The organism is Geoglobus acetivorans, assembly GCF_039641995.1.
In the GTDB taxonomy this organism is placed as follows: domain Archaea; phylum Halobacteriota; class Archaeoglobi; order Archaeoglobales; family Archaeoglobaceae; genus Geoglobus; species Geoglobus acetivorans.
On record NZ_CP087714.1, the window covers coordinates 226,409 to 245,096 of the forward strand.

At 46.2% G+C, this 18,688-nt stretch carries 20 protein-coding genes and 1 tRNA gene; 9 read left to right on the top strand and 12 right to left on the bottom strand.

Annotated elements, in window-relative coordinates:
* Nucleotides 1–31: 31 nt before the first annotated feature.
* Nucleotides 32–820, bottom strand: a complete 789-nt coding sequence (locus tag LPQ35_RS01305) for a DUF4179 domain-containing protein (RefSeq protein ID WP_193806574.1) — start codon at nt 818–820, stop codon at nt 32–34.
* Nucleotides 821–965: 145 nt separating this feature from the next.
* On the opposite strand from LPQ35_RS01305, the gene LPQ35_RS01310 reads away from it, so the two are divergent.
* Nucleotides 966–1,343 (top strand): hypothetical protein, encoded by a 378-nt coding sequence (locus LPQ35_RS01310; protein ID WP_193806573.1) that lies wholly within the window; start codon nt 966–968, stop codon nt 1,341–1,343.
* Between the two features lie 53 nt (nt 1,344–1,396).
* Nucleotides 1,397–2,023, top strand: coding sequence for an ArsR family transcriptional regulator (locus LPQ35_RS01315; protein WP_193806572.1), 627 nt, complete (start codon nt 1,397–1,399; stop codon nt 2,021–2,023).
* A gap of 237 nt (nt 2,024–2,260) precedes the next feature.
* On the opposite strand, the gene LPQ35_RS01320 is transcribed toward LPQ35_RS01315, so the two are convergent.
* The 3 genes from LPQ35_RS01320 to LPQ35_RS01330 form a co-directional block, all read right to left on the bottom strand.
* Nucleotides 2,261–2,533: a hypothetical protein gene (locus tag LPQ35_RS01320; protein ID WP_193806571.1), complete on the bottom strand. Its 273-nt coding sequence runs from the start codon at nt 2,531–2,533 to the stop codon at nt 2,261–2,263.
* Nucleotides 2,534–2,569: 36 nt separating this feature from the next.
* Nucleotides 2,570–4,516 (bottom strand): beta-propeller domain-containing protein, encoded by a 1,947-nt coding sequence (locus LPQ35_RS01325; RefSeq protein WP_193806570.1) that lies wholly within the window; start codon nt 4,514–4,516, stop codon nt 2,570–2,572.
* A gap of 178 nt (nt 4,517–4,694) precedes the next feature.
* Nucleotides 4,695–4,797, bottom strand: a tRNA-Tyr gene (locus LPQ35_RS01330).
* 108 nt (nt 4,798–4,905) lie between these two features.
* On the opposite strand from LPQ35_RS01330, the gene LPQ35_RS01335 reads away from it, so the two are divergent.
* On the top strand, nt 4,906–5,445 hold the full coding sequence (locus LPQ35_RS01335) for an HD domain-containing protein (protein ID WP_193806568.1): 540 nt from the start codon (nt 4,906–4,908) through the stop codon (nt 5,443–5,445).
* Between the two features lie 43 nt (nt 5,446–5,488).
* The gene (gene lonB, locus LPQ35_RS01340) at nt 5,489–7,342 is read left to right on the top strand and encodes an ATP-dependent protease LonB (RefSeq protein WP_193806567.1); all 1,854 of its coding nucleotides are present in this window, start codon (nt 5,489–5,491) and stop codon (nt 7,340–7,342) included.
* On the opposite strand, the gene LPQ35_RS01345 is transcribed toward lonB, so the two are convergent.
* The 4 genes from LPQ35_RS01345 to LPQ35_RS01360 form a co-directional block, all read right to left on the bottom strand.
* Complete coding sequence (locus LPQ35_RS01345) at nt 7,325–8,059, bottom strand: alpha/beta fold hydrolase (RefSeq protein ID WP_193806566.1); 735 nt, start codon at nt 8,057–8,059, stop codon at nt 7,325–7,327. The genes lonB and LPQ35_RS01345 overlap by 18 nt on opposite strands.
* A gap of 25 nt (nt 8,060–8,084) precedes the next feature.
* The gene (locus tag LPQ35_RS01350; protein WP_193806565.1) at nt 8,085–8,954 is read right to left on the bottom strand and encodes a DUF166 family protein; all 870 of its coding nucleotides are present in this window, start codon (nt 8,952–8,954) and stop codon (nt 8,085–8,087) included.
* A gap of 42 nt (nt 8,955–8,996) precedes the next feature.
* Entirely contained in the window at nt 8,997–10,928 is a 1,932-nt protein-coding gene (gene rqcH, locus LPQ35_RS01355; RefSeq protein ID WP_193806564.1) for a ribosome rescue protein RqcH, read from the bottom strand.
* Nucleotides 10,929–11,131: 203 nt separating this feature from the next.
* Entirely contained in the window at nt 11,132–11,578 is a 447-nt protein-coding gene (locus tag LPQ35_RS01360; protein ID WP_193806563.1) for a UPF0179 family protein, read from the bottom strand.
* 62 nt (nt 11,579–11,640) lie between these two features.
* Between LPQ35_RS01360 and LPQ35_RS01365 the strand changes: the two genes are divergently transcribed.
* The gene (locus LPQ35_RS01365) at nt 11,641–12,561 is read left to right on the top strand and encodes a DUF7343 domain-containing protein (protein ID WP_193806562.1); all 921 of its coding nucleotides are present in this window, start codon (nt 11,641–11,643) and stop codon (nt 12,559–12,561) included.
* On the opposite strand, the gene pyrE is transcribed toward LPQ35_RS01365, so the two are convergent.
* On the bottom strand, nt 12,548–13,057 hold the full coding sequence (gene pyrE / locus LPQ35_RS01370; RefSeq protein ID WP_193806560.1) for an orotate phosphoribosyltransferase: 510 nt from the start codon (nt 13,055–13,057) through the stop codon (nt 12,548–12,550). The two genes, LPQ35_RS01365 and pyrE, sit on opposite strands and share 14 nt — an antisense overlap.
* A gap of 117 nt (nt 13,058–13,174) precedes the next feature.
* Nucleotides 13,175–14,611: a phosphoribosylamine--glycine ligase gene (gene purD, locus LPQ35_RS01375; RefSeq protein ID WP_193806558.1), complete on the bottom strand. Its 1,437-nt coding sequence runs from the start codon at nt 14,609–14,611 to the stop codon at nt 13,175–13,177.
* A 72-nt stretch (nt 14,612–14,683) separates the two neighbouring features.
* On the opposite strand from purD, the gene LPQ35_RS01380 reads away from it, so the two are divergent.
* The gene (locus LPQ35_RS01380; RefSeq protein ID WP_193806556.1) at nt 14,684–15,880 is read left to right on the top strand and encodes a sodium:calcium antiporter; all 1,197 of its coding nucleotides are present in this window, start codon (nt 14,684–14,686) and stop codon (nt 15,878–15,880) included.
* Here LPQ35_RS01380 and speB read toward each other — a convergent pair.
* Nucleotides 15,858–16,688, bottom strand: a complete 831-nt coding sequence (speB, locus tag LPQ35_RS01385) for an agmatinase (RefSeq protein ID WP_193806553.1) — start codon at nt 16,686–16,688, stop codon at nt 15,858–15,860. The genes LPQ35_RS01380 and speB overlap by 23 nt on opposite strands.
* A gap of 4 nt (nt 16,689–16,692) precedes the next feature.
* Nucleotides 16,693–17,076, bottom strand: coding sequence for a translation initiation factor IF-5A (eif5A, locus tag LPQ35_RS01390; RefSeq protein ID WP_193806552.1), 384 nt, complete (start codon nt 17,074–17,076; stop codon nt 16,693–16,695).
* A 188-nt stretch (nt 17,077–17,264) separates the two neighbouring features.
* Between eif5A and LPQ35_RS01395 the strand changes: the two genes are divergently transcribed.
* From LPQ35_RS01395 to LPQ35_RS01405, 3 genes are all read left to right on the top strand, one after another.
* Nucleotides 17,265–17,678, top strand: coding sequence for a hypothetical protein (locus LPQ35_RS01395; RefSeq protein ID WP_193806551.1), 414 nt, complete (start codon nt 17,265–17,267; stop codon nt 17,676–17,678).
* Nucleotides 17,679–17,942: a hypothetical protein gene (locus tag LPQ35_RS01400; protein ID WP_193806550.1), complete on the top strand. Its 264-nt coding sequence runs from the start codon at nt 17,679–17,681 to the stop codon at nt 17,940–17,942.
* A 112-nt stretch (nt 17,943–18,054) separates the two neighbouring features.
* Nucleotides 18,055–18,642 (top strand): hypothetical protein, encoded by a 588-nt coding sequence (locus LPQ35_RS01405; protein WP_193806549.1) that lies wholly within the window; start codon nt 18,055–18,057, stop codon nt 18,640–18,642.
* Nucleotides 18,643–18,688 lie beyond the last annotated feature (46 nt).

Here is an 18,688-nt window from a genome sequence, read left to right on the forward strand (position 1 = left end):
CCTCTTGAAGATTTATAAAATTTGTAAAAATTTAAAAATAAACTTCTGAAATGACATGTATCGCATTATTCCCTATTCTGACGTTTGCATCGTCTCGCTGGCGCATGCCAGTGATGCCCAGCCAGTCTTCTGCATGGAGATTTGCGTAGCTGTGCATCGCACTTGAAACATCGTTAAACGTGTCTTCAAAAGTTCCGGTGTTGCTGTAATACGTAAACGATGGAGGCCATGAAATGGTCAGGAAGAATCCGCTAATTGTAACTTCCGTAATTAGCCTTATTTCATCCGCATTGCCGCTTCCATGCCATGTTCCTGAGGACCAGCCTTCCAGATCGCAGCTAGTATATATGGGGTCGCACTTTGCCACAAAATAAGTCTGTCCCTCAACATAATCGCCATTCCAGTATTCCCACTGATCGTCCCATCCGGCACACGTTACAATGTCCCTGGAGGTATCCAGTATGCACGTACCTCTTATGGAATTTGGTGACACAATCGATCCAGAAGTTTTGGAATTTCTTTCTCCTGGTGAAGGCACCTGAATCCCTTTTTTCTTGAGATTTTCTAAGTCTTTAGTAGCTTTGTTTTTAAGATATTCCGAAATGTCCTTTAAAATTACATTTCTTATTTTACTGTTTTCGTCAATTCTAACAACATATTTCCCCGGGCCGACTTTTTTGATGTACTCTTTCCCTGTTCCATTGTATTTCGATATCAGAGAGTCAAGATCCCCAGCGCTGGTCATTTCTGCAGCCACCACCGGACTTATTATTCCTCCCCCTATCACCAAAACCAGCAACACCGCCAATGCTCCTCTCATCGCACCACCTCTCGGTTCTGTCATCTAATATTATAACTTTTCAGACATAAATATTTTCTGACCATATCTTGAGAATTATTTTTACAATTTTATATTCTCAAAACATGGTCAGAAAGTTTATATTCCTTCAAAATCAATACCAGCTATGAAGCTAAGACTTGCTGCAATGATGGTGGCGGCGGTTCTCATCCTCTCATTTCCAGTCTACGCAAAGTCCGGGGAAATTGGAATAAATACCGTGTACGACTCCATCAAACAGGGAGAGACCGACTGGTTCAGCAGATACGTCTCTTCACCTACATTCGATGTTTATCTGATCTGGAACAATCCGTCCAGCAGCCTCACCCTAACGCTTTACTCTCCAAACGGTGATGTGTATGGCCCTTTTAGAGATTCGAGTGATGGTGCGGTTGATGGTAAAATAGCATTAACCGTCGAGAATTCCGAACAGGGAGTGTGGTATTTCAGGGTGTACGGCGAGAGGGTGAGTGGGGTTCAGTATTATTCTTTAACAGTGTTATGATGGTTAAAATCTCAGTTTTACTCTTGTTCACGTTTTTACTGATTTTTCAGAGTTTGTTCTCTATTTCTGATGCTGCCACGATAAAACCGGCAAACGTCAGCGATGAGGAACTAATGGAGAGGGTTAAAAACGACCCTGCAGATGAGGTCAGGGTCTCCTTCTGGGAACTGCCTCTTTGGATAAAGATGCACCACATAGCCACTCTCGCCGTAAGCGCCCTTGCCATCTGGAAGCTCCTTCCGCTCTTCGCCGGAAAAATTAAGGTCAGGCTGGAGAACAGAAACAGAAAAAGAATTCTGGAGTTCCTGTCTCGGAATCCGGGAGTCAGCCTGAGAGACCTGGAAAACCATCTCAAAATGAACAGAAGCACGCTCAGGCACCACATTGAGGTTCTCGAAAGTGAGGGGCTCATAATAACCATAAAAGCGGGTAAGGAGAGGCTCGCATTCCCGCTCGAGTACTTCATTTTCAACGGCAGAGACATTGACAGGAAAATAATTCTCAGATCTGATGCGAGGAAAAAGATTCTTGACGTGCTGAGCAGAAATGGAGGAATGAGGATAGGTGAGCTGGCAAAAGCTCTCGAAATGAGCTACAAGACCCTGCACTACCATGTGGCAGTTCTGCAGAAAGCGGGCCTTGTCGAGTTTGATGGTCAGAGCGTGAAAGCGAAATTCTGAGATTTTTGGATTATGTAACCGCAAGCCGGATCTCAAACTCCTTCCCCCCGGTAGATGATGCATTTCCCGTAATATTTCCCGAGGCCTTTCGACTCCCCGCCCGTGATTTCAACTATTGTACTCCCGGAATTCATCGCTTTTTCTATCGCCTCATTCAGCTTTGGATTCTTGCTCAGCTCCTCCTCCGATACAGAAATGCACGCTCACCAACTTCTGTTACTTCAACATGCAGCTCCTTTACTCCGATCTAAGCGCAAAGCCAAGTATGATGACAAAGACTGCGAGAGATACCATAAGCACAGCAAATGCTGAGAAAAAGAGGACCCTCTTGTCTCCAGGCTTCCCGATGACAGCGAGGTACAACGCGGTGAGAGCAAAGCTGATGACTGCGGAGGTTGCCAGAAAAGCCTGAAACCCCTTAATTTCCTCGAAAGTATTCATCACACCAAACACAATAAGGCCGGAAAGGATTCCCAAAACCACCACGGCGATCGCGTGCCTGAGATCCACGACGCCTCACCTCAAAAAATTGGGAAAATCGGGTTTTCACCCGAACTTGAGCTCTGCGACCCTCTCCCAGGTGTTCTCGTCGTAAACCGCGATCGAGTCTCCGAGGATGTAGAGGAAGTCGTCTATGTAGATTGCCCTGACCGCAGGCACGTCTATCGCCCTCACAAGCTTCAGGCCGTCCTTATAGGAGAACACGTATCCGTGGTTGCCAGCTGGCAGGAAGAATATCCCGTGCTTGCTGTCCATCAGGAAGGCGTGGTGGTTGTACAGCACCTCGCTCCAGTACTCCTTCAGAGTGTACCTGCTAACCTCCTTCGGGTTTGCTGCATCGCTCACGTCAAAGAGCGAGAGCTTGACGTAACTTCCCTCTCTCCCCACTCCAAGGATTAAGTGACTCTCAACCGGATGCAGGTACGAGGAGAAACCGGGTATCTTCAGCTCGCCCTTTATTTCCGGCTTCCTCGGGTTGCTCAGGTCAATGACGAAGAACGGGTCTGTCTCTCTGAACGTGACTATGTAGCCCCTGTCTCCGATGAACCTGACCGCGTAAATCCTCTCGTCCTCGCCAAAGCCGGTAATCTTTCCGGCAACCCTCAGCTTTTCGTCGAGCACGTACAGGTCGTTCTCATCTCCGAGGGTCGTTGCCACCCTGAGGTATCCCATATACTCATCCATAGAGAACTGGTTGAGCAGCCTTCCCGGAATTTCTCCATCTGCAAGCGGCTCGAGGTTCAGGCTGACCTTGACGATGTACGTCCTCTGAATTTCTCTCTTGTGCTCCTTCCTGAAGTCCTGCATCCTGTTCCAGAAGTCGTTCTCGAACTTCAGCCTCTCCTCCTTGTCGAGGGTGAGCAGATATTTTGAGATTGCACTCTGAATCTCGATGAACTTGGCCTGATTGCCTATGTCGTAGCCCATCACCTTCTCTATCCTGCTCAGCACGTCCTCTGGAAGAAGGTCCCGGTTCTCCTGCAGGAATTTGAAGTAAATTTCATCTTCACCCATCCTCTTGGTGTAGGCGATGTAGATGGCGTTCTCTGACATGTAAACTGTGGAGCTGTAGCTGCCCATGAAGCTGAAAGTCTTCTCGACCTCTCCGCTTTCAGGGTCAATCTTCATCACCGTGTAAAGCACTTCAGAGCTTATACCTCTGGGGAAGTAGATGTCCGTGCACTTGACCTCCAGAGCCTCTCCGTTAACTCTCACTGGCTCTACCGGGCAGGGGTCGTAGTAGTCGAGGTAGCTCCTCGTGATGACGAAGATGTAGTCTCCGTAGAGCCTCGCCGTCACAATGCTGCCGTCAACGTCAATTCTCCACACGTTTTTCCCGTTCTCCTTGTCATAACCAGAGATCTCGTTGTACCTCAGCACCACCAGCCTGTCCTTGTAGAGAAGCAGGTTTCCGTCCTTCGGTATCTCGAAGCTGACGCTCATGTTGTCTGGAGGGAAGGCGAAAACGGACAGAATCTTCCCGTAATATTCTGGCATTATAACCCGCGGCATGTAGATTCTGGCCATGCCGATTGAGTAGTAGATGTTCTTTCCGTCCGTCTTGACTATGTCCGGTTCGTCTATGCCCTTAACCTGAACGTTGGTCTCGGAATACCTCTCCGCAGCTTTCTCCACCACACCGCGATCACCTACCAGCGTTGGCGTTGGTATGGGGGTTGGAGTGGGTGTCGGAGCCGGCAGCGGCACCTCTGCAGTCTCTGGCATCCCCTTCTGCACAGCTACGCCGAACATGGGGTAGCCGTAGAAGACCTCCCTCATTGCAAGGTATTCCTTAAGCTCCTCCTCCGACTTGAATCGGGCGAGGTTGCTCAGGCCAGATACGTTCTCTCCCACAACCTCAGGAGTCTTCTCCGGGAGGGGTGTAGGGGTTTCTGCAGGGGTGGGTGTGGGCTTCACCTGATTCTCCGAATCGATGCATCCCGCCGCCACCATGACTGCTATCAAACTTAGAATCAGTACAATTTTTTTCATATTTCAACTTGTTTATTTATTTACTAATAGGTTTTTGTTTTGTTAGCTTTTATAAAATTTTCTTTATTTAAATGTAAGCGATTTTCAGGGCGGGAGATTCCGGACCGAATAGTGGTTCAACCGGTATGCAGGACATCTTGAAGGGGGATTAAAAAATGGGACCTGAACCAAAAGTAAATGGTCCCGCCTCCCGGATTTGAACCGGGGACCACGGGATCACTGCCCCCCTGCAGGGGCAGGGCAGACTACAGTCCCGCGCTCTACCTCTGAGCTAAGGCGGGATTCAATAGCGCTGTGATGCGAGTCTGTTTAAAAATCTTGTGGACTCTTTCAAACAGCCTGGAGGGAAGGAATTTAAATTCTGACAGCAAAATTTCAGGAAATAGCTGATGGGAGGTGTCTCTCTGCCCCACGATGGAGATCACGTTGAAAGAGTAAAAAAACTTGCACTGTTCATAGCAGAGCGAGAGGGAGGTGACATAGAGATTATCAGAATTGCCGCAGAACTTCACGACATAGCCAGGGGTGAGGAAAACCATGCGATCAGAGGGGCAGAAATTGCCCGGAAAATTCTGGAGGAAAGAGGTTACAGCGAGGATTTCGTAGAAAGGGTCTGTCATTGCATTGAGGCTCACTCTTTTTCAGGAGGAATCAAACCGAAGACACTTGAGGCCAAAATTCTGAGTGATGCAGACAAACTCGACGCCATTGGGCTGATAGGTGTTGCGAGGGCGTTCATGTATTCTGGAGAGAAGGGCAGGGACATAAAAAGCACGCTGAATCACTTTGAGGAAAAACTGCTGAACCTCAGAAATCTGATGTACACAAACACTGCAAGAAAAATAGCCGAGATAAGGCACAAAAAGCTGGAAAGTTTTTACCTCGAAATCCTTTCCGAGCTTGATATGGGTGACCTCGATGACTCCTGATTTGGTTAATTATTTAAATACCTTCCATACATTCTGATGCTAAATGTCAGAAAACATTGATGAACTGCTGGGTGGGCTGGAGTTCAGAACTACTGAAGAAATTGAAGTTCCCAAAAGCCTCATTGATCAGGTCATCGGTCAGGACCATGCAGTAGAGGCAATAAGGAAGGCAGCAGTCCAGAAAAGGCATGTGATGCTCATAGGCTCCCCCGGAACAGGAAAATCGATGCTTGCAAAGGCAATGGCAGAATTACTGCCGAAAGAAGAACTTGAGGACATTCTGGTATATCCCAACCCTGAAGACCCCAACCAGCCCAGAATAAGGACTGTACCTGCCGGAAAGGGTAAGGAGATTGTCGAGGCGTACAAACAGGAAGCGATGAAGAAGGAACAGGCAAAGAACATGTTCCTTTTCACACTTGTGTTCTTTGTCATAGCTTACTCAGCCCTCATCGGCGAATTCCTCTGGGGTATCATTGCGGCAGTCATGATATTCATGCTCGCAAGATACATGATGCCGAGGGAAGAAAAGAACGTCCCAAAGCTCCTTGTGAACAACTCTGGCAGGGAAACTGCCCCTTTTGAGGATGCGACCGGAGCGCATGCGGGCGCTCTTTTTGGTGATGTCAGGCACGATCCATTCCAGAGCGGCGGTCTTGAGACTCCGGCACATGAGAGAGTTGAATCGGGTGCAATCCACAGGGCGCACAGGGGTGTGCTTTACATTGATGAAATCAACACGCTGACGATAGAATCTCAGCAGAAGCTGCTGACAGCTCTCCAGGAAAAGAAGTTTCCGATCACTGGGCAGAGTGAGAGAAGCAGCGGAGCAATGGTCAGGACCGAGCCAGTTCCGTGTGACTTCGTTCTTGTTGCTGCCGGAAATCTTGATGCACTTTACGGAATGCATCCTGCCCTGAGAAGCAGAATAAGGGGTTATGGGTATGAAATATACATGAACGATACCATGGAGGATACCGAGGAAAACAGAAGGAAGCTTGTCAGATTTGTTGCTCAGGAAATTGTGAGGGATGGGAAAATACCCCATTTCACGAGAGAGGCCGTTGCTGAAATTATACGGGAGGCGAAGAGGAGGGCTGGCAGAAGAGGACACCTGACCCTGAGACTGAGAGAGCTTGGAGGAATCGTCAGAACTGCAGGAGATATTGCAAGGTCTGAGGGAGCAGAATACGTAACTGTAGAGCATGTACTGAAAGCCAAGAGAATCTCCAAGAGCATAGAGGAGCAGCTTGCAGACAAGTATATCGAAAGAAGGAAGGATTACAGACTTTTCATAACTGAAGGGGAGATGGTGGGCAGAGTTAATGGTCTTGCTGTCATTGGAGAATCGGCTGGAATTGTTCTGCCAATTATAGCGGAAGTAACACCTGCACTTAGCAAGGAAGAAGGAAAGATCATAGCAACGGGTAGGTTGCAGGAGATTGCGAGAGAGGCGGTGATGAACGTTTCGGCAATAATCAAGAAGATCATTGGTAAGGATATGTCAAACTATGATGTGCACATCCAGTTCGTCGGAACATACGAGGGAGTGGAGGGAGATTCTGCAAGCATCAGCATAGCAACAGCAGTTGTCTCTGCTTTGGAGGGTGTGGAGGTTGATCAGAGCGTTGCCATGACCGGAAGCCTCTCAGTGAAGGGAGACGTTCTGCCCGTTGGAGGAGTTACGCAGAAAATAGAGGCGGCAATTCAGGCTGGCTTGAAGAAGGTGATAATTCCGAAGGACAACATTGATGATGTTTTGCTTGATGCGGAGCATGAGGGCAGAATCGAGATCGTGGCGGTATCGAGAATTGACGAAGTGCTTGAACACAGCCTTGTGGATTCAGAAAAGAAAGAGAAGCTGCTGAAAAAGCTTAAGTCATCCAACGTTTCTTAAATATTCCATTACTATTTTGTTGAATTCTGACGGTTTTTCCACCATCGGCATGTGTCCCGAACCATGAATCACTGCAAGTCTTGATGTCCGTATGTGATCTCTGAGGAATTCAGAAAATGCCAGAGGGGTCATCACATCTGCGTTTCCGCAAACTATCAGTACGGGGATTTCGAAATCCATTTCTCCTGAGATATACTTATCTTCAAGGTTGAATGAGTTGCAGAGCATGAAGTCATCCAGAACAACATTTCTGCTCTGAAGGAGCATGCTTTTTATTTTCTGTTTTAGCCTGATTCCTTCAAAGTCCTTTGCAAAAATCCACTCTCCAAGCTTTTCAACCATCTCTTCAAAGTTGTTCCTCAACCCTTCGATGAGTTTTGGATTTACAGGAAGTTTTGCCCCTGTTGAAATAAGAACAAGACCTCTGGCTTTCCCACCCCTCAAAATGTATTCCTGAGCTATGGCTCCTCCCATTGAATGGCCTGCAATCACAGGGTTCAATCCGAGCTCGGAAATAAGTTCTATCAGAAATTCAGCATAGTCTCCAAGGGATTTAACATCAAGCTTTCCACTCCTTCCATGATTTGGAAGATCGATGACCATGCCAATATTTTTTTGCCTTTCAAAAACGTCTGAACTCATTCCTGCCCCATGGATGAAGAGAAAATCTCCGCTACCATCAGCATAAACTCCAACACCGTTTACGTCAATAATCATAAATGGAACTGGGTTTGAGACTATTTTAATCTTCACCCAGGATTATGTGCTGTATGTGCTCAGGGATGTCCTCGTCACCCTCATAACCAAGTGCTTTGTTCACGGCATGCCTTACAGAGTAACCTGCGATGTGCAGTATGGTTTCATTGTACTCATTATCCCTCTCCATGCTGCCCGTACACGGAAAGCTGTGGTGCGCCTCGGCAACCACATTCCACAGCTCTCTCATATCCTCAAACTCAAGCTCTCTCAGCTTGATTGCGACATACCAGGCTGCCCCACACGGCTCGCTTTTCAGGATTCTGACAGAAGTTATCTTCTTTTTCCCGTTAGTCTCCTCCACTTCGATCTCGAATTCCGGGTACCCCATTCCCATTTCCCTGATGAATCGATTTATCGTGGGGTGTTTGGGGTCCTCTCTGAGAATGCAGAAGGGTTTGGGTGCTGCGAATTCCATGCCGAGTTCTTCACACTTCTCCTTTATCTGCTTTGCAAGTCCTGCACTGCACCATCTCGAGTCCTCGACCGGGACGATGTATGCCTTGTATCCCAGTTCGGCCAGTTTATCTGGCAGAGCAATCAGGATATCGGGATGCAGGTTTATTGCTATTGCTATGTCTGCTCTGGGAATCTCCTTTGGCAGGAATTCGTCTGCATCCTCAATAAAATCGGGCATGTTCATGGGATCAATCATACCGAAAGTTGCAACTATGTTTTTGGAGAAGCTGTAAATGTTTTCCTTGCACTGAACGCATCCGTCGATGCTGCATGCGCCGAATGAAGGACAGGAATTCCTGTAATTCATGAGATTGGCTATGAACCTCTCTCCGAACTCACCGTGATAGAAAATTGTGAGCTTCAAATCAGATCTGAACTTTTTCTGTTCGGGTTCCATGAGATTATGTCTATTAAAAATATATAATTCTGTTTTCCCGAATTACTTAGGCTCGGCAATTCTCGACCTTCCGGGTGGGAGGAATTTTGCTACCTCTTCTGGAGATGCTATAGCCCTCACAATGTGCTTTTCATCATCCTTTGCCATTTCAACGAGTTTTCTTGCCAGGAGAGTCTGCATCTCGTTAACGCTCAGGTCTCCTATCTCAAGAATCACATAGTAATCGCAGTTTTGCATAACTCCATCAACCGGGCCGCCAATAAGCCTGAGATTGCTTAAATCAACTCCAACAGCCATTTTAAGCTCAACAGTCAGGTAATTTCTCCTGCCTTCTATGAAGAAGCTACCTTTTGGCAGGTACTCTCCGGGCCTCGCCGCCTTTTTAACCTGATCCGGGAGAACATAGTACACTTCTCCGCTGTGCTTACCCTCCTTCCACAGAGCAGAATAAATGGCTGCGAATTCTGATGCCTCCTTTATGCTTTTTTCTCCAGCATCCTGGCCTTTTTTCAGTATCGTTGCAGCTCCTCCCGGCATCTCTGTGTGGAAGAAGAGGTCTCTGCTTTCAAGATGCTTGGAGACAATTTCCTCGTTCATATCTGCACTTCTCCCTCCTATAACCAGATATCCCTCGGAGGTTATGTACCATCTGTATTTTTCGTACCATTCTCTCTTTCTTGCAATTCTTATTGACGATAGAAGTCTCTTTTCTTCAAGGTTTTCAGCCTTTTTCATCTCGTCTTCGGTTTTTTTCAGAGCTTTGGTAACTCCTTCAAGTTTTTCTCTGAATTTCTTGGATCTGCTGTAATACTCGTCTGCAATCTCGTGGATTGACTTCCTCAACCACAGTCTTATGATGTGTCCCTCCAGCTCAATGTCAACTGCATTTTCTTCAGGTATGAGGGCAACGATTTCTCTGAGCTTACCCTCCTTTTTCTGCTCTTCAACTATTTTCCTGACCTCTTTCCAGCCCTTGCTATCCACCGCTTTCCTGAAAGATGAATGTATGGCTTCCATTTTCTGATAATTCTCGTATATTAGGTCTCCGATTCTTCTGAACTTTACCATTTCTCTTTCGAATCTTTCTTTGGCCTCCTTCTGCTCTCTGTATCTCCTTTCAAGTTTTTCAAGAACTTCGTTTCTTTTTTCCTGCTGTTCAACACTTTCAACCGTCTTGGAAGAAAAGAAGTCATCTATGGCTTTCCAGTAATCGTCGAAGTATTTTTTATCGTACTTATCGTAGGCGAGAAGCTCTACAGGCTGGTAATCCAGGTATTTTCCCCCATCAAGAACTATGTGCGGTTTTATTTCTCCGGGCGTATAAATTTCATGCATTGCCTCAATTATTCTTCTGATTTCGTCATTCTCGAGCTCGTCGCTCTTCCTGTTTTTATCGACCCCTGCTCTCCTCAGTATCTCTTCGGCGTAAAGTCCTCCGGTTCCAAGCCTCAGAGCAATAGTTCTAACGACGTCTCTTCCGTCTGCTATTTTTCTGAAATCCTCGATCTCTCTCATCTCCCTTGGACTCGGCCTGGGTTCTGGAAAAGAGTATGTTGAGCCGATCTTTATCTCATGCTTTAGGGGCATTATAACCCTGAAATTCTCGTCTGCGAGAATAACGTTCCCCTTGCTGAAAAGTTCTGCAACGATGTGTTTTTTTTCCTCCCTCTGGAATGTCAGAACGACAACTCTGTCAAAATCGTGCTGCCTTATGTCAACCACTCTCGCATTGTCGAGGTGCTTCCTCAGGAGCATGGCAAAGGACGAGGGAAAGCGAGGGCTCTCCTTCGGGAAAAGTGTGGGATGTATTCTGGTTCCGGCCTGAATCGTGAGGTCAATCCTGTTTTTTCCTCTCAGTTTTATTCTGATTTCGTCAGGTGGGTAATGATATATCTTGTCCACTCTTGCCCCGATCAGCATTTCCCTGATCTCATCAATCACAATCGAAATGTCGAGAGATGACATTGAGCGCATGGAAGATGTTTCTGGCAACAGGATTTTAACGTTTCTAACAGATGGTCATTGCAGAATGTGGAATCTGTATGAAAACTGTAGGCGGCCCGGACTGTACCTTAAGTCACGCAACATCCACTTCAGACTCAAGCGAAGTCAACATCTGGCAACTTTGCCTTTGTAATGGGATCGTTGCTACCTGTGATCTTTGCTGCACTGCTTCATCATGACCTGCTGACCTCAACAACCCGCATTGTCTTACCTTTTGGACATTCAAACGCCTCCCCCACTCCAACAATCTCAAGACTCTCGTCTGTTCCGATATTTGATGGGTTGCAGATGTTGAAGAAGCTGCACTCCACATTGCTGCAGTTGCCATTGATTCTGATTACTGCCCCTTCAACCGCCATCTTGGAATCGACTGCCAAAAGCAGGGGAAGTTCCACAACCTCCACGGCAATCACACCATCATCGTGGAGCTGGCAGGGCTGGACTTCTCCGTTCCGCACACCCACAATTTTGTACTTCGAACCTATTCTCAGCTTTAAGCAGACTTTTTTAAGTCTGCACTGTTCACACTCCTGTGATCCACCAACGAACGTGAATTCTATACCGGTAATCGCCCAGTCTTTACCGCATAGAGTTACTATTTTATTAACCTCATTTTCCATGATATTTCACCTTTTTTAATTTCTCTCGCAAACAATATTTAAGCTTTGACTAATTAGAGGTGATGTTCGAGGAAATGGTTGTCGAAATTCTAAAAGGGAGAAAATTCGACGGTGCGCTGCAAACCGAGCTTGTTGAAATCACCGGAGCCTCAAAATCCAGAATTTCCGAAATTCTGACAAAACTGGAAAAAGAGGGCAGAATCGTTCGAAAAAAAGAAACGGGTAAAAATTACAGGGTGTGGCTGAGAGAATATTCAGAGAGCAGAATAAAGGTGGGCATTTTGAGGGCAACAGAATATGTGAAGCTGATCAGTGCGGGGGATTACGAATTCATCGTTTACAGTAACGCTCTCGAACTCACCAGAGACCTTGCCCTTGGAAGGATAGAATTTGCTGCTTCGCCCATCATAACTCAGGTGATGCTTGGAATCACAATGAAGAGCTTTAAAATTGCGGGAATTGTTGCTGAAAATGGAAGCGGGGTTGTTTTTGGAGATAAAACCAATGGCGTTTTTGCCACGACTGAGATGTCTGCAATGGAGATGAATTTAAGGGCTATAAGAAACAGGCTGGGCGTAAGAGAGTTCAAATACTGTGATTCGGCAGAATGTCTGGTTTCGAGCCTTGAGAGTGTAAACGGCTCTGCAATATGGGAGCCGTATTTCACGATTGCTGAGAGACACAAAATTCCGTTCAGTGAGATGGCAGGGGATTTCCCGTGCTGTTCTCTTGCCGTAAATCTGTCTTTTCTGAAGGAAAGCGAAGAGGATGTGGAAATGTTCATCAGGAACACCAGGAAAGTCGTTTCGAATTACGAAAAAGCCTCAAGAGTGCTTGGATTCGATGAGGATGTTGTGAAAAAGACAGTTAAGAGCTATAAATTCAATCCAGATTATTCGGTCGAAGAAATATGCAGGATTATCGGAAAATCCGGATTTGAAATTTCGAAAAAGAGTCTTGAAAGCGTTTTCATTGAAATTTAGACTGGGGCAGGATGTCCGAGAGCTTCAGTAGAGATAACGGATTTAGGTCGCTTTCCTCTCTGTCAACAACGGTAATAACTGCCACAACTATACCACCGGCTTTTTCTACCCTCTCCACCACGCTCCTTGCCGATTTTCCTGTGGTTATGACGTCCTCAACAACAGCAATCCTGTCTCCTCTGTCAATGTCCCCGATAAATTCTTCCTGGGTACCGTACTCCTTTTTCTTTTTTCTGAAAATAACAATGGGTTTTTTTGTTTTCAGGGATAAAGCTACTGCCAGAGGCACTCCTCCAAGTTCGATACAGGCGATTCTGTCAAAATCTGCAGATTTGAGTTTTTCGGCCATCATTCCGGCAACGGTTTCAAGAACGTCGGGGCGAGTGACTGCCCGCTTTATGTCTATGTAAACGCTGCTTTTCTTTCCGGAAGAGAGAGTGAATTCGCCATATTTTATGGCTCCGGAGTCCACGAGCATTTTCAGAAGGTCCGGCATCAGGTATATGAACCGGGCTTTGTTTTTAAGCCCTTCGTAGAAGCTCAGTTTTCTGTCTGGAATTCAGCAAGCTTCTGGGTTGCACAGGAACAAAAATTAAGGAGGTTGTGATCTCTATCAATCCGGAACGTCTAGACCTATTGTTCTTCTGTATCGCATTCCCGGGAACCTGATTTTCTTCAGCTCTCCATAAGCTTTCTCTCTTGCCTCTTCAACACTGTCTCCTAGGGCGGTGAGTGTTAAAACCCTTCCTCCTGTAGTCTCGAATCCTCCATCAGCTTTTGCTATGCCGTTTGCGTATATGTGAGCCTGACTGACCTCTTCAATGCCTGCAATCGGCTGATTGGTGTAGTGGTCCCCAGGATAACCTGGTTTGAACCCTTCTCTTCCCACCATGGCGCCCGAGACTGCACACACAGCAACAGCATGCTTTTCGCTGAATTTCACCTCCACCTCGTTCAACCCTCCTTCGATAACTGCCCAGGAGAGTTCGAGAATGTCGCTCTCAAGCCTTGGAAGCTTCGCTTCAGCCCCTGGATCGCAATCTCTTACGTTGATTTCGAGAACTTTCGGAACGGGCTCTCCATTCTCTTCCACGAGCATTATAACCGGATAGAGAACGCCCCTGAACTCCTTACCTTCAAGCTCTCTGAACTTCTTTATTATTGGCTCGACAACCGTATCCATAATTTTGGCTTCAATCTCCTCGTTTACGGCCGGGTGTGGTGAGATGGCTCCCATTCCTCCCGTGTTGGGGTTCAGCAGTTCTCCTCTCTCAAACAATGATTTCGCATCGTTCTCGGTGATGTATCTGCCAAAGTATCCCATGTAGAACTTCCTCATTCCCTGCACGTCTTCGGGATCGAACGCTCTCTTGTAATCCTTAGCATGACCGAAGGGAATTGCATGTCTGCCATCACTCAGGGCTGTGAACGCAATCTCTATCCCGTAAAGCCTCTCTTCAATCTCGATTTTATCTCCGGCTTTGCCAAATCTCTTCTTGACCATTATCTCGTCCACTGCGGTAAGGGCTTCACTTAGTGAATCGCAGACAAACACACCCTTCCCTGCAGCAAGCCCATCTGCCTTCACAACGAGATTTTTCCCCGGGTTGTTTGCGTAATAATCGCGAACAAAACTTTTGGCCTCATCGGGATCATCAAAATTCCAGTATTCTGGTATGGGGACACCGATCTTCTTCATGAAGTCCTTCGCCCAGCACTTGCTTGCCTCAAGAATTGTTGCCTCCTTTCTCGGACCTACCGCAGGAATGCCCTCTTCCTCAAGCCTGTCGACAAGGCCGAGGCTCAGCGGCTCTTCCGGACCAATGTATACAATATCTATGCCATTTTTCTTTGCAAACCTTACAATATCTTCTATCGCTCGGATTGAAGGTATCTTTTTTCCGTCAAGCTCAGCAATGGCACATTTTTCGAATAACAGAGAACCACCATTTCCGGGGGCCACAAAAACTCTGCTGACGTTCTTGCTCCTCGAAAAAGCGTGAGCTATCGCGTTTCCCCTTCCTCCAGCATCAACCACAAGAACCTTCATCACTGGAAGTATGGAAACAGTAAATAAATTTTTCAGGATATCTTTTTAAGCCCACTACAGAACCTGTTGGCAATGCCTTATCGGAGCTCCATGAAGCACAGAGTCCAGATTGCACTGGCATTCGCATTAACGTTCCCATGGCTCGTGTCTTTCTTCTTGAAAATTCAATACCTTCCACACATAGAGGCGTTTCTTTCAGGTCTTGCAGTTCTGGGTTCGGCATTCCTGCTTTCGTGGGCTGCAGAAACTGCCGAAATGGATGTGCCGAGGAGTGTCAGTCTTGCTGCAGTGGCTCTCCTTGCGGTTTTGCCCGAGTATGCGGTTGACGGCTATTTTGCCTGGATGGCTGGAAAGGTTGGAGGAGATTACATTCATTACGCCACTGCCAACATGACTGGAGCCAACAGACTGCTCATAGGCGTTGGGTGGAGTGCTGTGACGCTGGTTGCGATGCTGAAGACAAAACGGAAGGAGGTTGAGCTTGATAAGGCCCTCAATCTCGAAATCTTCTTCCTGTTTCTCGCCTCAATCTATGCATTCATCCTGCCTCTGAAGGGCAGCATTTCTGTATTTGACAGTGTGGTCTTTGTTTCGCTGTATGCCGCGTATGCTTACCTGACGACAAAATCTGAAAGGGAAGAATTTGAACCGGAAGGCGTTCCAGAATACCTTTGCAATTTACCCGCACCCAGAAGAAGGGCCAATGTCCTTTTTTATATGTTTTATTCTGGATTCATAATTTTCATAAGTGTTGAGGCATTCAGTGAGGGTTTGCTCGGCACTGCTGAAATGTTCGGCATTGACAGCTTTCTCATGGTTCAGTGGCTTGCACCGCTGGCAAGCGAGGCGCCCGAATTCATTGTAGCTCTGTATCTCGTGAGGAAACTCAGAACTTCAGCGGGATTTAACGCCCTGATTTCGTCGAAGGTGAATCAGTGGACTCTGCTGATAGGCACCATAGCGGTAATATTCAGCATCTCCTCCATGCGCCTTGCAGCACTGCCTCTCGATGCCAGACAGTCCGAAGAAGTTCTGCTTACGGCTGCACAGTCAGTGTTTGCCCTTGCAGTTATAATGGATCGGAAGGTAAACGTTTATGAGGCTGCTGCCCTCCTTGTGCTCTTTCTGATACAGTTTGCACTGCCCTCCGTGCATGCAAGAATAATTCTGAGCATCGCATACATGGCTCTGGCAGTCCCATTTCTGGTGCTGCACAGGAAGAGTGTTGTGGAGTCTGCCAGATACGTCAGAAGTTTAGCGAAGCGTTAGCGGCTATGAACTCATTTACGAACTTGGCTGCCAGAGTCTGAGTTACCTTGTTCAGGTCAGGCACAACCTCAACAACGTCAAAAGCGACAACTCTGTCAGCGATTTCATCGAGCACCTTCACGAGATCATACGGGTGCAGCCCGAAAGGCTCAGGGGTGGAAACTCCCGGGGCAAAAGCGGGATCGAAAGCATCCAGGTCGACAGAGAGATATATTCTGTCTTTGGATTCGAGAGAATCGAGAAGGTCGTCAAATCCGTATTCGAGCAAATCCCATGAGTAGTATACTTCAATACCAGAATTTTCGGCAAATTCCCTCTCTTCTTTGGTTCCACTCCTAACTCCGGCTATTATTACTTCATCTGCAACTTCCAGTATCCGTCTGGACGTGCATGCGTGGTTGTAGGGGTTGCTGTCAAAACCCTCTCTAAGGTCAAAATGAGCATCGAAAACAAGGTATGTGAAATCCTCGAGATTTCTGGCAACCATGTAACTCACTGAATGTTCTCCTCCCAGCACGACAGGAATTCCAACAATGTCCTCCATGAATTTTGAAACTCTCTCTGAAACCTCTTCAAAGCCCCCATCACAGTTAATGTTTCCTCCATCGGCAATCCTCGCAAAGTCGAGATTGTAGTCAAAATATAGGGAATAGCTTTCGAGATTCCAGCTGGCCTCTCTTATTGCCGTGGGGGCAAACCTCGAGCCTGGTCTGAATGACTGCGTGGCGTCGTAGGGAATTCCAAAAATAATGTAGTCTGCATCGCTAACAGAAGAATTGGAAGTGGCAAAAAAACTGTCTATGTGCATAGAATTACTTCTCCGCTATCTTCCTCTTTCCGAGAGATTCGATGTACACGATTTCATTACCTGGCTGGACCTTATCTGCAACCTCATCTCCAAATTCAAGCTCGAAAGTTTCGTATGTCTCCAGGTCCATCAGCTGGGCAACGTTACCTGAGACGCTTATTACCTGAGCCCTTTTCCTCTCCACGATCGGGATGTATGTCTTCGCTGTAACCGGCTGAACGATGCTCCTCTTCTGCCTGTCAAAAATACCGATGGCATCAATTCTCGCCTTCGCAGCTCCATGCTTTCCTGGCTTGCTGACCGAGATGCTGAGAATTTCACATGGTTCATCGTCGATTACGACATATCCTCCCTCTCTAAGCTGTCTGACTTCTGCCTGCTGTTTCATGAGCATTACCTCCAAGTTTTTGAAGGTATTGAATCCGATGCAATTTAAATTTTTTCCATCAGTACTGCAAAACCCTGTAGCTGTTTCTGCCTGCAAATCTGGGCGAAAACTCTCATAAGGGCTTCATAGCATATAAACCTTATAAAAACAGGAAAATTTTAAATATTTCTGAATCGGTTATTTTGTAAATGACGGATGAAAAACAAAAGACTGAGCTGACGAGATTCAGTTCGGTAATCCTTGCTGTCGGAGTTCTGCTGATAGGCATAGCCGCGATAGGCTTCTACTTGGAGCTGAAGAAGAGCGTGGAGAGGGGTGGTGGAATCCAGGAACCGCTATGGGCGAGGTGCGTCGAGAACGCGATAGTGATAACCGCAAGAGAAGATTTGAGCGACGTTGTGGTGAGTGCAAAGGATAAAGAGCTGTGCAGGTTCGACAGCATTGGTAAGGGCAGCGAGGAGGTCTGCTATCTTGACGGCAGCGTTCTGAATGAAACGAGGGTCTTTGTGGTTGAGGCAGGAAACGTGAAGAAGGCCGTGGTCTGCTACCAGCCAGTAAAGCCCGTTCCTCTGGGGACTCCTGTGCCGGTGGGAGGTGGTTAGGTGGTATCATTTGGTGTTAACGAGATGATAGTAATCCTGTTCGTGATTTTCATAATCCTCCTGCTGCTGGCGGTGCTGAATCCTGCGAAGAGCCTTGAGGAGAGCAGGAGAAACAGGGTGAAGGACCTGATCGTCGTCGGACTCATCCTGTGGTTCTCACCGTCCGTGAAGATCGCAGGCATGGTCATCTTCTTCTACGGCTTTGGAATCCTGCTTTACGAGAAGTATCAGGAGGGGAAAAGGGAGGCTTTGAATTCGACATAATCTTAAAAAATATTTTTGGTAGATTATTATTTTTCTAAAAAGTTTTAGATTGTATCTATCGAAAATCAAACAGTAAGGTTAAAATAGCAACAATAATCAAAAAATAGGATATATGAAATACAAACGACGTACGAAAGAAGATCCTGAAAATTTGATTTACGATTTATCAAAATGGTTTTTCGATCACAATTGGAAAAGAAAGAATGTCATCGATGACAAAGCGGATATGATTTGTCGAACTATACTTTTAATGGTAGCTGCAGACTTGGCCACATTGCCAGTCGTTTTTAACTTCTTTAATACGTATTTTCCTATATTCTTAATTGCAATAAGTATAAGTTTGATTTTGTTGATTTTTGGGATGTACTTTTCAATTAAAGCACTAAGAGTAAGAACACTTGCATATTTAATTCCTGACCCTGGGAAAATCATTAAAGAAGCACATGGTATTTGGGGCGATTATTCAGAACTACCTAGCGATTTTAGAGTAAGTATCAGATATAAAGAGTTGAGAAAACACTATATTAAAAAACTACTTGACTATAGTTATTCCAATCAAAGAATTATCGAAGAAAAAGCAAATTTCGTGAAAAAAGCCCAAGATTTTGTGATCTATAATGTTGGGTATACTTTGTTTTTGGTTGTTCTCTTATTGGGATATTTATTGATTAGTGTTTTTATATACTCTTGTAACTTTTAATGAAAGAATATTAACGTATTTTTCAATTTTTATAAAAACTAACATT

What these genes read in the sequence shown, in the direction of transcription:
- LPQ35_RS01305 (WP_193806574.1), bottom strand. Translation starts at nt 820, where the DNA reads ATGAGAGGAGCATTGGCGGTGTTGCTGGTTTTGGTGATAGGGGGAGGA.
- LPQ35_RS01310 (WP_193806573.1), top strand. Translation starts at nt 966, where the DNA reads ATGAAGCTAAGACTTGCTGCAATGATGGTGGCGGCGGTTCTCATCCTC.
- LPQ35_RS01325 (WP_193806570.1), bottom strand. Translation starts at nt 4,516, where the DNA reads ATGAAAAAAATTGTACTGATTCTAAGTTTGATAGCAGTCATGGTGGCG.
- LPQ35_RS01335 (WP_193806568.1), top strand. Translation starts at nt 4,906, where the DNA reads ATGGGAGGTGTCTCTCTGCCCCACGATGGAGATCACGTTGAAAGAGTA.
- lonB (WP_193806567.1), top strand. Translation starts at nt 5,489, where the DNA reads ATGTCAGAAAACATTGATGAACTGCTGGGTGGGCTGGAGTTCAGAACT.
- LPQ35_RS01345 (WP_193806566.1), bottom strand. Translation starts at nt 8,059, where the DNA reads ATGATTATTGACGTAAACGGTGTTGGAGTTTATGCTGATGGTAGCGGA.
- LPQ35_RS01350 (WP_193806565.1), bottom strand. Translation starts at nt 8,954, where the DNA reads ATGGAACCCGAACAGAAAAAGTTCAGATCTGATTTGAAGCTCACAATT.
- rqcH (WP_193806564.1), bottom strand. Translation starts at nt 10,928, where the DNA reads ATGCGCTCAATGTCATCTCTCGACATTTCGATTGTGATTGATGAGATC.
- LPQ35_RS01360 (WP_193806563.1), bottom strand. Translation starts at nt 11,578, where the DNA reads ATGGAAAATGAGGTTAATAAAATAGTAACTCTATGCGGTAAAGACTGG.
- LPQ35_RS01365 (WP_193806562.1), top strand. Translation starts at nt 11,641, where the DNA reads ATGTTCGAGGAAATGGTTGTCGAAATTCTAAAAGGGAGAAAATTCGAC.
- pyrE (WP_193806560.1), bottom strand. Translation starts at nt 13,057, where the DNA reads ATGCCGGACCTTCTGAAAATGCTCGTGGACTCCGGAGCCATAAAATAT.
- purD (WP_193806558.1), bottom strand. Translation starts at nt 14,611, where the DNA reads ATGAAGGTTCTTGTGGTTGATGCTGGAGGAAGGGGAAACGCGATAGCT.
- LPQ35_RS01380 (WP_193806556.1), top strand. Translation starts at nt 14,684, where the DNA reads ATGCCTTATCGGAGCTCCATGAAGCACAGAGTCCAGATTGCACTGGCA.
- speB (WP_193806553.1), bottom strand. Translation starts at nt 16,688, where the DNA reads ATGCACATAGACAGTTTTTTTGCCACTTCCAATTCTTCTGTTAGCGAT.
- eif5A (WP_193806552.1), bottom strand. Translation starts at nt 17,076, where the DNA reads ATGAAACAGCAGGCAGAAGTCAGACAGCTTAGAGAGGGAGGATATGTC.
- LPQ35_RS01395 (WP_193806551.1), top strand. Translation starts at nt 17,265, where the DNA reads ATGACGGATGAAAAACAAAAGACTGAGCTGACGAGATTCAGTTCGGTA.
- LPQ35_RS01405 (WP_193806549.1), top strand. Translation starts at nt 18,055, where the DNA reads ATGAAATACAAACGACGTACGAAAGAAGATCCTGAAAATTTGATTTAC.